The organism is Microbacterium sp. CJ77 (genome assembly GCF_002911615.1).
Classification (GTDB): Bacteria; Actinomycetota; Actinomycetes; order Actinomycetales; family Microbacteriaceae; genus Microbacterium.
This window is the reverse complement of record NZ_PQBR01000023.1, coordinates 251,405-263,766: the sequence shown is the minus strand read 5'-3', so window position 1 is coordinate 263,766 and position 12,362 is coordinate 251,405. Positions and strand designations below refer to the sequence as shown.

The window sequence follows — 12,362 nt, the reverse complement described above, 5'->3', positions numbered from 1 at the left end:
CGCACCCCGTCCGCGCGTCAGTCGCGGGCGCGCAGGATGCGGGTCGGCGCCGGCACGCCGGCGCGGTGCCGCACCTTGCTGGGCACGCCCGTGCGAATGTCGAGCGAGAGCGACGCGACGTCGTTCGAGTGCTGACCGGCAACGAGCAGCGTGTCGCGCACGACCAGGTGGTGCCGCGGCCAGGTGACGCCGGACTCGGCGAGCGCGACCTGCTCGAGGCTGCCGCCGTCCCCCGCGACGCGCAGCACCGCGATCGTGTCGCTCCCCCGCAGTCCCGCGTACAGGAAGGCGCGGTCGTGGGATGCCGCGAGTTCCGCGCCGGCGTCGTCCGGGAGGGTCAGGGCCGCGGCCGGGATGCTTCCGCGCACACGCCACTGTCCCGCCCGGTCGGCGCCGAGGATGAAGACCTCGGCCGAGTGCTCCGTCAGCACGTAGACGTATCCGCTGGGGTGCACGAGCAGGTGCCGCGGGCCCGAGCCGCGCGGCAGGAGCACCTCGTGATCGGGCACCATCCGGCCCGACGCCCGGCACCAGACCCGCACCACGTCGAAGCCCAGGTCGGTCGTGAGGGCACGACCGTCGGGCAGGAACGCCGCCGCGTGGGCTCGGGACGTTCGGGAGGCCGCGTCCGCGTCGACGGCCGACGTCAGCAGCGTTGCACCGCGCAGATCCGGCTCGGCCGGTCGGTCGTGATCGGGGATCAGGTGTGCGAACTCGGCGCCCGCGGCGGCGCGCAGTGCCGCCGCGGCGTCGGCGCGCAGTGCCGCCGCGGCGTCGGCGAGGCCGATCTCCGAGCGACGCCGCTCCGCGTCCTGATCGGCCGCCACCCCCGACATCCGCTCTTCCCGCCGCTCGCGCGCGGCGCGCGGATCTTCGGGCTCGTCGAGGTCTTCACGAGCCGCATCCCGCGGGTCGCCGCGGTCGATCCCGTACGGGTCCCGAGCGGCCGGTGCGACGACGCGATCCATCGGCCGCCCGTTGCCGTCGAGTCCGATGCGGACGATGCGGCCATCGCCCCAGCAGCTCGCGAGCAGATACGTCCCGTCCGGGCTCACGGCGACGTGACAGACCGCCTCGCCCGCCTCGACGGAAGGACCGAGCGCGGCGAACGATGTGTCACCCGTTCGCGCGAGCGCCGAGACACGGCCCTCGCCCTCGAGGGCTGCGTACACGACGTCGAGCGACGGATGCGCCGCGAGCCACGACGGCGACGTCAGGGCCGGACGCACCGCCCCGCGGAACGACAGCGGACCCGAGGCGAACGGCGAGCCGTCCTCACCCGCGGTCAGCAGGCCGATGCCCTCGGCCGTGCCGTCCATGTCGGAGGAGTACCCCCCGACCCAGAACCGCATGTCAGTCCACGAGATCGTGTCGCACGATGACCTGGTCGCGCGCGGGGCCGACACCGATCACCGAGATGCGCGTGCCGCTCATGCCCTCGAGCGCCAGCACGTAGTCGCGCGCGGCGGCCGGAAGATCCTCGAACGTGCGTGCCTTCGAGATGTCCTCGGACCACCCGGGGAAGTACTCGAGGATCGGGGTCGCGTGGTGGAAGTCCGACTGGTTGACGGGCACCTCGTCGAACCGTTGCCCGTCCACGTCGTAGGCGACGCACACGGGGACCCGCTCGAGGCCGGTCAGGATGTCGAGCTTGGTCAGCACGAGGTCGGTGATGCCGTTGATGCGCGTCGCGTAGCGGGTGATGGGAGCGTCGTACCAGCCGACGCGGCGGGGGCGACCCGTGGTCGTGCCGAACTCGAATCCGCGCGAGCGCAACCAGTCGCCCTCTTCGCCGAACAGCTCGGTGGTGAAGGGACCGGAGCCGACGCGGGTCGTGTACGCCTTGACGATTCCGACGATGCGATCGAGACGGTTGGGACCGACGCCCGAACCGGTCGCCGCCCCGCCCGCGGTGGCCGAGGACGACGTGACGAACGGGTACGTGCCATGGTCGACGTCGAGCATCGTGGCCTGTCCGCCCTCGAAGACGACGACGTCGCCCGCGTCCAGCGCATCGTTCAGCAGCAGTCCTGTGTCGGCGACCATCGGCCGGAGCCGCTCGGCGTACGACAGCAGGTCCTCGACGACCTCGTCGACCGCGATCGCGCGGCGGTTGAAGACCTTGACCAGCAGGTGGTTCTTCTGGTCGAGTGCCCCCTCCACTTTCTGCCGCAGGATGTTCTCGTCGAAGATGTCCTGCACGCGGATGCCGACGCGGTTGATCTTGTCGGCGTATGCCGGGCCGATTCCGCGGCCGGTCGTGCCGATCTGGCGCTTGCCGAGAAAGCGCTCGGTCACCTTGTCGAGCGTGCGGTGGTACTGCGTGATGATGTGCGCGTTGGCGCTGACGCGCAGCTTGGACGTGTCGACGCCACGGGCCGCGAGCGCGCCGAGCTCGGCGAACAGCACCTCGAGATCGACGACGACACCGTTGCCGATCACGGGGATGACACCCGGTGACAGGATGCCCGAGGGCAGCAGATGCAGCGCGTACTTCTCGTCGCCGATGACGACGGTGTGGCCGGCGTTGTTGCCGCCGTTGAACTTCACGACCCAGTCGGTGCGCTCGCCCAGCAGGTCGGTGGCCTTGCCCTTGCCCTCGTCGCCCCACTGCACGCCGACGATCACGATGCCTGGCATGAGGCCCCCGGATTTCTTGTCAGGACGGTAAGACACCATCCTATCGAGGTCGTCCGGCACCGATCGGGGACGCGAGGCCGCCGCTAGTGTTTGGCCATGTCTTCCACCCTGCTCCGATCCGCGGCCTGGTCTCAGGCCTGGGCGGTCGTCCGCATCCTGACCGCCATCGTCGGCATCGCCGCCGTCATCGCCCAACTCGTCCGTACGGTCTCGAACGCCGAGGCCGCGACGACGGAATACGGCCACCAGATCGGCACGGTCATTGCGAACTTCCTGAGCTTCTTCACGATCCAGTCGAACGTCGCCGCCGCCGTGACGCTTACGATCGCGGCGATCCTGTTCTGGACGCGTCACGCACGAACGGATGTCGAGCCGCGCTGGTTCGCCGTTCTGCTCGCCTGCGTCACCACCTACATGGTGATCACCGGCATCGTCTACAACCTGCTGCTGCGGGGCATCCAGCTGCCGCAGGGTGAGACGGTTGCCTGGTCGAACGAGGTGATGCACGTTGCGGTGCCCATCGTGCTGGTGCTCGATCTGTTCCTCGCCCCGCGGCGACGAGCCCTGCCGTGGCGTGCTGTGTGGATCATCGTCATCTATCCGATCGCGTGGGTCGTCTACACCCTCGTGCGCGGCCCGTTGGTCACCTCTCCCGCGAACGGCGAGCCGTATTGGTACCCCTACCCGTTCCTCAATCCCCACAATCCGGCGCTCCAGCCTCCCGGCTACGCGGGGGTCGCGGTGTACGTCGTCGCGATCGCCCTCGCGATCATCGCCGTCGGTCTGCTCGTGGTGTGGGTCGGTCGCCGGCGGGCGTCGTCTCGGGCAGACCGCGCCTCTCAGTAGACTCGAAGGATGTCGAAGGTCCTTCAGTCCCTGCCCGTCGGCGAGCGCGTCGGCATCGCCTTCTCCGGTGGCTTGGACACCTCCGTCGCCGTCGCGTGGATGCGCGACAAGGGCGCGATCCCCTGCACGTACACGGGCGACCTCGGCCAGCCCGACGAGCCGGACGTCGAGGCGATCCCCGGTCGGGCGCTCGAGTACGGCGCCGAGGTCTCGCGCCTGGTCGACGCCAAAGCCGCGCTCGTCGAAGAGGGCTTCAGCGCGATCGCCTGCGGCGCCTTCCACATCCGTTCGGGCGGCCGCACGTACTTCAACACCACGCCGCTCGGTCGCGCCGTCACGGGCACCCTCCTGGTGCGCGCGATGAAGGAGGACGGCGTCGACATCTGGGGCGATGGCTCCACCTACAAGGGCAACGACATCGAGCGGTTCTACCGCTACGGCCTGCTCGCCAACCCCCGCCTGCGCATCTACAAGCCGTGGCTCGACGCCGACTTCGTCACCGAGCTCGGCGGACGCAAGGAGATGAGCGAGTGGCTCGTCGCCCACGGCTTCCCGTACCGCGACTCCGCCGAGAAGGCCTACTCGACCGACGCGAACATCTGGGGCGCTACGCACGAGGCGAAGACCCTCGAGCACCTCGATGTCTCGCTCGAAACCGTCGAGCCCATCATGGGCGTGCGCTTCTGGGACGAATCCGTCGCGATCGCCACCGAGGATGTCACGATCACGTTCGAGGCCGGACGCCCCGTTGCGATCAACGGCCGCGAGTTCGGCGACCCTGTGGAACTCGTCCGCGAGGCGAACGCCATCGGCGGACGCCACGGTCTCGGCATGAGCGACCAGATCGAGAACCGGATCATCGAGGCCAAGAGCCGCGGTATCTACGAAGCCCCCGGCATGGCGCTGCTCTTCACCGCCTACGAGCGCCTCGTCAACGCGATCGTCAACGAGGACACCCTCGCGACGTATCACGAGCAGGGACGCCGCCTCGGTCGCCTGATGTACGAGGGCCGCTGGCTCGAGCCGCAGTCGCTGATGTTGCGCGAGTCGATCCAGAAGTGGGTCGGCTCGACGATCTCGGGCACGGTCACCCTGCGCCTGCGCCGCGGCGAGGACTACACGATCCTCGACACGACAGGCCCCGTCATGTCGTACGGACCCGAGAAGCTGTCGATGGAACGTGTCGGCGACGCCGCGTTCGGTCCGACGGACCGCATCGGCCAGCTCACGATGCGCAACCTCGACATCGCCGACTCGCGCACCCGCCTCGAGCAGTACGCCGCGATGGGCATGATCGGCGGAGCAACGGCGGCGCTCGTCGGCAACCTGAAGGCCGGCGAAGCGGACGAGATCACCGAGCACGCGTCGCCGTTCGACGCGGAACGCGAGCGTCTCGCCGACGCGGTGGACGAGGCATCCGAGGCCGCCGCGTTCGACTCCGGCACCGACTGACTCGTCAGCCGCCCGCGGCCGGGGGCGTCTCGCGCGACTCGCGCAGCTCGTCGACGACGAGCGCACCCTCATCCAGCGTGCCGTTGCGGTAGGCCGCGCGGCCCACCATGTGCGCCGACAGCGGTGCCGTGGCGAGCTGGATCAGAAATACCGGGACGACGAACGCCGCGACGGGCCATGCCCGCAGCGACAGCGCGATCGCGATGCAGATCAGCAGCAGCCCGAGGACCTGCGGTTTCGTGGCCGCGTGCAGGCGGCTCGGAACGTCCCGGAACCGCAGCAGACCGATCGATGCGGTCAGGCACAACAGAGCACCGAGCAGAACGAGAACGAGCGCAGTGGTGTCGGCGACCGCCAGCCAGTCGAGGTCCATCATCGGGGGTTGTCCCTTCGTGCGACGAAGCGGGCGATCGAGATCGACCCGAACACACCCACGGCCGCGATGATCAGCAATACGGGCAAGGACCGTGTGTGGTGATTGATCACCATGTCGGCCCCGAGTATGCACATGATCTCGGTCAACAGGACGTCGCTCGCGACGACGCGGTCGAGGATCGAAGGCCCGATCACGATGCGGATCAGCGCGAGCAGTGCCGCGATCGCGAAGACCACGAGGATGATGACGACGAGCACGTTCATACGGTGGCCCCGCCCTGTCGCGGGGTGTCGACGGTGGCGTCACGAAGGACGCGCAGCTGCTCGCGCGAACCGACGGCTCGGACGATCCGCGCCTCCCAGCCCAGCACGGCTCGCCGTTGGTGCTCGGCATCCGCTTCATTACGCACGCCGATCACGTGCAAGTAGAGCACGCGACGATCACGATCCGCCTCGAGGATGATCGAACCCGGAATGAGCGATGCCGTGACCGCGGTGTGGGTCATGATCAGGTCGTCGTCGGTGCGCAGCGGAACGGCGATGACGGCAGCACCCGGTTGTCGGCGCACGTCGAGCACCTGCCACGCGACGAGCAGAGAACCGCGCACGAGCGCCGCGAGGAACGTCGTGACGAAGACGAGGCCGTACCAGGGGTTGAGCCGCCCGGACAGGTCGACCGGCGGCAAGCGGAAGATGCGCGTGACGACGATCGCGACGATGAGCCCCGAGAAGAACGCCAGCCACGTGAACTGACCCCAGAGCAACATCCACAGCGCGATCAGCCACCCGAAGAACGGCAGCTGCGCCCAGATGTGGCGCGCGTGCGAGGCGCGGGAGTCGGGACTCACGGTGCGGCCTCCTCATCGATCTGAGTGATCGTGACCGGATGCGTCAGCACCTCGCCGGCGCGCATGCAGATCTCGAGCAGGGGCCCGGCGAAGATCGTCAGCGCGACCGTGACCGCAACCATCCCGCCGGTCGCCGCCGTCATGATGCGCGGGATGACGCGCCGTTCGGTCTCGACGGCCGCGCCCGTCGACCGCCCGAGGTACGCGATGCGGGCCTCGGTCTCGGTCGAATCCTCTTCCTCTCGCCAGAACGACAGGTTCCACGCGCGCATGAGCGCGTAGAGCGTCAGCAGCGAGGTGACGATCCCGCCGACGATCAGCACCATCATGACCGGTGTGCCGACCTGCGCGGCCGCGTCGAAGAGGGCGAACTTGCCGACGAAGCCCGAGAAAGGTGGCAGTCCGCCGAGGTTCACGGCCGGGATGAAGTAGAGCACCGCAATGACCGGCGCCGCTCTCATCAATCCCTTGACGCGCAGGATCGACGTGCTGCCCGCTCTTCGCTCAATGAGCCCGACGGCCAGGAAGAGGGTCGTCTGCACGATGATGTGGTGGACGATGTAGTAGATCGTGGCCCCGTAGGCCGCCGCCGTTCCGATCGCCAGTCCGAAGATCATGTACCCGACGTGGCTGACGAGCGTGAACGACAGGATGCGCTTCAGCTCCGCCTGAGCGACCGCGCCCAGCACCCCGACCACCATCGTGGCCAGCGCGATCACCATCAGCAGCATGTTGATGTCGTTGTTCGGGAAGATCTGGGTCTCGGTGCGGATGAGCGCGTAGACGCCCACCTTGGTCAGAAGCCCGGCGAACACCGCCGTGACGGGAGCGGGCGCGGTCGGATAGGAGTCGGGCAGCCAGAACGACAGCGGGAACACCGCGGCCTTGATGCTGAAGGCGACGAGCAGCAGCATGTGCAGCACGAGCTGGACGTCCTGCGGCAGCTCGCCCATCCGTGCCGCGATCTGCGCCATGTTCACGGTGCCGAGCGATGCATAGATCGCGGCGATAGCCGAGAGGAACAGGATCGACGACACGAGCGAGACGACGATGTAGACGACACCCGTCCGGATGCGCGACTCGGTGCTGCCGAGCGTGATGAGCACGTACGACGCGACCAGCAGGATCTCGAACCCCACGTACAGGTTGAACAGGTCGCCCGCGATGAAGGCGTTGAAGATGCCCGCCGCGAGGATCAGGTACGAGGGGTAGAAGATGGAGACCGGCGTCTCTTCGTCGCCGTCCGCCGCACCCTGGCCGATCGAGAAGAGCAGAACCGCGATCAGCACGATGCTCGACACCAGCACGAGCAGCGCGGCGAGGGGATCGACGTAGAGCACGATGCCGAACGGGATCGGCCACCCGCCGACCGAGACCGCGATCGGGTCGCCCTGATCGACGGTGTACAGCAGGATCGCCGCGATGACGAGCACCGCGACCAACGTGACGACCGAAACCATCACCTGGAGACGTCGACGACGCCCGAACACGAGCGTGAGGGCGGCACCGATGAGTGGCAGCGCGACGAGAAGGGGGACCAACGAGCTCACGAGTCCTCGCCCCCCTCGCGGGGACGTCGCGCGGCCGGCTTGTCGGTCGGTGCGTCGTCCACGAGACCCGGGAAGTCGCGGCTGTGCAGAACCGTGATCGGGGCGGTCTCGACTCCCACGAAGTCGGTGGGCGCCTCGGCATCCGTCGATCCCTCGTCATCCATCGCGTCCTCGGACTGGACACCGCGCTCCCGCAGGGCGACATCTTCTTCGTCGTCCATGACCGTGTCGGCCTGACCGAGCTGCCAGGACCGATAGATCAGGGCCAGCAGGAACGCCGAGATGGCAAAGGTGATGACGATCGCGGTGAGCGTGAGAGCCTGCGGCAGGGGATCGGACATCTCGGATGTCTCGCCCGACCCGAAGAACGGGGCGATTCCCGGGCGTCCCATCACGATCAGCAGCAGCAGATTCGCCGCGTTCCCCAGAAGCAGGAAGCCGATCAAGACGCGCGTCAGGCTGCGCTCGAGCATCGCGTACACGCCGCACGCGAAGAGCGCGCCCATGACGATGATGAGGGTCAGCGAGACATCCATCAGCTGACCACCTCCCCCGCACGGACCGGCTGGCTCTGCCGGTCGACCTCGGCACCCAGGCTGCGCAGCACATCGAGCACGAGCCCGACCACCACGAGGTACACGCCGATGTCGAAGATCGTCGTGGAGACGAATTCGATGTGCCCGAGCACCGGAAGCTCGGCCTCGACGAAGGCGCTCGTGAGCGGAGGCGCGCCGAAGAACAGGGGAACGACGGCGCAGGCGACCGCGATGGCCATGCCCGCACCGAGGAGGCGCCCCGCGTCCGTCGGCGCAGCCGCGCCGAGCTCGTAGCGCCCCCCGGCGACGTAACGCATGACGAGCGCCATTCCCGCGACGAGCCCCCCGGCGAAGCCTCCACCGGGCAGGTTGTGCCCGGCGAAGAGCAGGTAGATGGACACCACGATGATCGTGTGGAACAGGATCCGCACGATGGCCTCGAGGATGATCGAGCGGTTCTCGGGACGCATCCGCTGCCCGCCCACGAGCCACGTCTGCGGGCTGCCGACGTTTGCGGCGGACTGCGGCCGGGGCCCGGCGAGGGTCTCGACGAGCGGTCGCCGTCGACGACGTGCGGGCATGATCGGCACGCCCGAGGTCAGCCGCTGCAGGTTGTCGGCGCGGTCGGTGACGAACACCAGGGATGCGACGCCCGTCGCCGCGAGGACGAGCACCGAGAGCTCACCCATCGTGTCCCACCCGCGGATGTCGACGAGCGCCACGTTGACGACGTTGCGACCGTGGCCGAACTCGTAGGCGAGGTCCGGCCACGCCCCCGAGATGGGTGCCTCGAGGCGTGCGCCGGTCGCGATCACGGCGACCATGGCCATCGTCACGCCGACACCGATCGCCAGGACGGCGCGCGGAAGCCGAGCGACGGAGGCGTTGTGATCGCCCATCTGCGCGGGCAGTCGCCGCAAGACCAGTGCGAACGCGACGAGCGTGACGGTCTCGACGAGAATCTGCGTGAGGGCGAGGTCGGGTGCCCCACTCGTGGCGAACAGCAGGACCATGCCGAGTCCCGTCACCGACACGAGAACGACGCCCGTGTAGCGCTTGCGGGCCAGCACGGCGGCGATGCCCGCCGCGATCATGAGCGGCGCGGCGACCAGCTGGATGGGCGACTGCCAGGCGTCGAGCTGTGCGCGCCAGCTAGGCGAGGCGAACATCACCGTCGCCTCGGCCCCGACCAGCACGACGAAGATCGTGCCGACGTAGATCGGAAGCGACCCGCGCTGGGTGAGTGTTGTCGTCGCCACCGAGAGCCGGTCGACCTGACGGACGACCTCGTAATAGACATCCGATGCCGTGAACGGCACCAGTCGGCGCCGGACGTCCCATCGCGTCGCCTGGGCGAGCGCGAACACCAGCGCGCCGCCGACGAGCGTGGCGAGCGACAGGAAGAGCGCCGGTTCGAGACCGTGCCAGAGGGCGAGGTGGTAGGCGTATTCGGGCGGGGCGATGCCCGGCGTCGAGGCCGGCGCCGTGTCGGCGTAACCCTGCAGCGCGAGGTCGACCCACGGCGCCGCGAACCCACCCACGATCGACAGTCCCGAGAGCACGATCGGCGCCGCGAGAAAGCCGATGGGCGGGTCTGGCCACTGGGTCAGCTCGACATCACGCTTGCGGAAGAACGCTCCCCACAGGAAGCGGATGCCGTAGGCCACGGTGAAGACCGACCCGACGACGACGCCGATCAGGGCGACCAGGCCCCAGGCCGAACCGCCCAGGGCCTCGTCGAGGAACGCGGTGAGCACCCCTTCTTTGGCGACGAACCCGAGGGTGGGGATGACTCCCGCCATCGACCCGATCGCGATGAACGCGAACGTGGCCATGACCGGCGCCTGGCGTCCGAGCCCCGACAACTCCGAGATGTCACGCGTCGAGAGCTGCCGGTCGATCACGCCGACGATGAGGAAGAGGCTCGACTTGAAAAGAGCGTGGGCGATCAGCAGGGCGAGCCCGGCGAGCGCCGCGTCCCGCGTCCCGAAACCGAGGACGACCGTCAAGAGCCCCAGCTGGCTCACCGTGCCGAACGCGAGGATGCGCTTGAGGTCACGCTCGCGCAGCGACTGGATGCCTCCGATCAGCATCGTCAGGATGCCGAGCGAGATGACGATCGGCCGCCAGGGTGGCGCGTCGGCGAAGACCGGCGAGAGACGCGCCAGCAGGTAGATGCCTGCCTTCACCATCGCTGCGGCGTGCAGATACGCGCTCACCGGGGTGGGCGCCGCCATCGCGCCCGGCAGCCAGAAATGGAAGGGGAAGATCGCCGACTTGCTGAGCGCACCGACGAGCAGCAGCACGAGTGCGGCGTCCGCGACGGGTCCGCTCGGCGCGATATCGAGGATTCCCGACAGGCTCGACGTTCCGGTGTCGACGACGAGCAGCACGACACCGATCAGCATCACGAGGCCGCCGAGCGTCGTGACCAGCAGGGCCTGCAGGGCCGCGCGGCGACTACCGGCGCGGCGGTGGTAGTACCCGATCAGCAGGTACGACAGGATGCTCGTGATCTCCCAGAACATGACGAGCACGACGATGTCGTCCGTCAGCACGAGCCCGTACATGGTTCCCGCGAATGCGAGTAGGACCGCCGCGAACTGGCCGAGGCCCTCGGGCTTGTCGCGGAAGTACCAGCGGCAATACAGCAGCACCAGCGCACCCACGCCCGTGACGATCAGCGTCATGACCCACGCGAGGGTGTCCATGCGCATGGACAGCGAGATCCCGAGCGCGGGGATCCATTCGAATGACTCGAACGGAGTCTGCCCGGCGAGCACGTCGGGCGTCCGCAGGACCGCCTCGACGAAAGCCACCGCCGACATCGCGGCGGCGACGTAGAAGGCCCGTGATCCCAGAGTCCGAACGAGCCACGGCATGGCGAGCGAGATGACGGCGAACGCGGCGAGGATCAGCAGCACAGGCGTCTCCTCGGTCGTGTCGGCCGGGGTGGCTCAGGGAGTGGACAGTGGTCCTATCTTACGGGGCGGATTTTGCGAGATGCCGAAGCGGGATCATCTCGCACGAGCCCGATCGAGCCTCAGCGCGCAGGAGGACCGGTGGTGTTGCCCTGGCGGAACGTGCACGTGAAACTGATCGACGCGGCATCCGATCCCTCGATCATCCGCGTGACGATCGTGCCCGCGGCGCGGCCCTTCTCGGCCGCAGGCTGCACCAGCGTGGTGAGTTCGTACGGGGCGAAACCATCGACGGTGATGCCGTCGAATCCCGTCACACTGACGTCGCCCGGCACCGACAGCCCGAGTTCTTCGGCGGCACGCACGACGCCCGCAGCGAGGAGGTCGCTCTGGGCGATGACCGCGGTGGGGCGCTGCGACGCGCGAGCCAGGATCATGCGGCCGGCCGCGAGCCCCTCGTCGATCAAGCTGCCCCCCGCCGCGTACACACGGGCCGCGGGGAACACGTCGCGCGCGCCCGCCAGTCTCTCGCGTGTCACGTCCACGACAGGTGCGCGCGCGTCATCCGCGACGACCCAGCCCCGCCGGCGACTCGCATCGAAGGGCAGTGTCAACACCACGACGTCCTCGTGACCCAGCGAGCGGAGATGCCGTGCGGCGTGACGCTGCGCTTCGCGGTTGTCGAGCTCGACGCGCGGGATGCCGGGGCCTGCGTCGCCCTCGATGACGACGACCGGGATGCCGCGACCCCGGACGGCCTCGAGGGAGTCGGCGAGACGACCGCTGCAGCCCACGAGCACGACCGCGTCCACGGGTGCGGACCGCAGATTGGGCGATGCGGGCGCGGCACCGGGGGCCCCGGCGTCGTCTTGGAGGAGCAGCAATCCGGCGCCGAGCGGCGCGACCCCCTCGGCGAGGCCGTCCATCATGACCGCTTTGATCGGGTCTCGGAATGCCGCGCCGAGGTGCTCCTCGAAGACCACGCCGACGATGCCGCTGCTGCCGCGGCGTAGCGATGCGGCACGGGGGTCCGGACCCGTATAACCGAGAGACGCGGCGGCGTCGAGCACGCGAGCGCGGGTCGCATCCGTCACGGAGGCCTTGCCGCTGAAGACGACGGACGCGGTCGACGGCGACACCTGGGCGACACGCGCGACGTCGGCGATCGTCGGCCTTCCGGCAGCCATCGCACCT

Annotated in this window: 11 protein-coding genes; 2 read left to right on the top strand and 9 right to left on the bottom strand. The window is 68.9% G+C overall.

Annotated elements, in window-relative coordinates; all coding sequences use genetic code 11:
• Window positions 1-17: 17 nt before the first annotated feature.
• Both C2868_RS13125 and C2868_RS13120 read right to left on the bottom strand, forming a co-directional pair.
• A complete protein-coding gene (locus C2868_RS13125) occupies window positions 18-1,352 on the bottom strand; it encodes a beta-propeller fold lactonase family protein (RefSeq protein WP_103663485.1) in 1,335 nt (444 codons plus the stop codon).
• A gap of 1 nt (window position 1,353) precedes the next feature.
• Window positions 1,354-2,640, bottom strand: coding sequence for an adenylosuccinate synthase (locus C2868_RS13120; RefSeq protein ID WP_103663526.1), 1,287 nt, complete (start codon window positions 2,638-2,640; stop codon window positions 1,354-1,356).
• A 96-nt stretch (window positions 2,641-2,736) separates the two neighbouring features.
• Here C2868_RS13120 and C2868_RS13115 point away from each other — a divergent pair, with 96 nt between their 5' ends.
• Together C2868_RS13115 and argG are read left to right on the top strand one after the other, a co-directional pair.
• Window positions 2,737-3,486: a Pr6Pr family membrane protein gene (locus C2868_RS13115; protein ID WP_103663484.1), complete on the top strand. Its 750-nt coding sequence runs from the start codon at window positions 2,737-2,739 to the stop codon at window positions 3,484-3,486.
• A 9-nt stretch (window positions 3,487-3,495) separates the two neighbouring features.
• Complete coding sequence (gene argG / locus C2868_RS13110; RefSeq protein WP_103663483.1) at window positions 3,496-4,938, top strand: argininosuccinate synthase; 1,443 nt, start codon at window positions 3,496-3,498, stop codon at window positions 4,936-4,938.
• A gap of 4 nt (window positions 4,939-4,942) precedes the next feature.
• On the opposite strand, the gene mnhG is transcribed toward argG, so the two are convergent.
• The 7 genes from mnhG to C2868_RS13075 all read right to left on the bottom strand — a co-directional run bounded on the left by mnhG (window position 4,943) and on the right by C2868_RS13075 (window position 12,355).
• The gene (gene mnhG / locus C2868_RS13105) at window positions 4,943-5,314 is read right to left on the bottom strand and encodes a monovalent cation/H(+) antiporter subunit G (protein ID WP_198519628.1); all 372 of its coding nucleotides are present in this window, start codon (window positions 5,312-5,314) and stop codon (window positions 4,943-4,945) included.
• The gene (locus C2868_RS13100; RefSeq protein ID WP_036296627.1) at window positions 5,311-5,577 is read right to left on the bottom strand and encodes a monovalent cation/H+ antiporter complex subunit F; all 267 of its coding nucleotides are present in this window, start codon (window positions 5,575-5,577) and stop codon (window positions 5,311-5,313) included. The genes mnhG and C2868_RS13100 overlap by 4 nt, the downstream gene beginning before the upstream one ends.
• The gene (locus C2868_RS13095; RefSeq protein ID WP_103663482.1) at window positions 5,574-6,161 is read right to left on the bottom strand and encodes a Na+/H+ antiporter subunit E; all 588 of its coding nucleotides are present in this window, start codon (window positions 6,159-6,161) and stop codon (window positions 5,574-5,576) included. Before C2868_RS13095 ends, C2868_RS13100 begins: the two co-directional genes overlap by 4 nt.
• Window positions 6,158-7,711: a Na+/H+ antiporter subunit D gene (locus C2868_RS13090; RefSeq protein WP_103663481.1), complete on the bottom strand. Its 1,554-nt coding sequence runs from the start codon at window positions 7,709-7,711 to the stop codon at window positions 6,158-6,160. Before C2868_RS13090 ends, C2868_RS13095 begins: the two co-directional genes overlap by 4 nt.
• The gene (locus C2868_RS13085; RefSeq protein WP_103663480.1) at window positions 7,708-8,247 is read right to left on the bottom strand and encodes a Na(+)/H(+) antiporter subunit C; all 540 of its coding nucleotides are present in this window, start codon (window positions 8,245-8,247) and stop codon (window positions 7,708-7,710) included. Before C2868_RS13085 ends, C2868_RS13090 begins: the two co-directional genes overlap by 4 nt.
• Window positions 8,247-11,171 (bottom strand): Na+/H+ antiporter subunit A, encoded by a 2,925-nt coding sequence (locus C2868_RS13080; RefSeq protein ID WP_103663479.1) that lies wholly within the window; start codon window positions 11,169-11,171, stop codon window positions 8,247-8,249. The genes C2868_RS13085 and C2868_RS13080 overlap by 1 nt, the downstream gene beginning before the upstream one ends.
• Window positions 11,172-11,290: 119 nt before the next feature.
• A complete protein-coding gene (locus C2868_RS13075) occupies window positions 11,291-12,355 on the bottom strand; it encodes a LacI family DNA-binding transcriptional regulator (RefSeq protein ID WP_103663478.1) in 1,065 nt (354 codons plus the stop codon).
• Window positions 12,356-12,362: the final 7 nt, after the last annotated feature.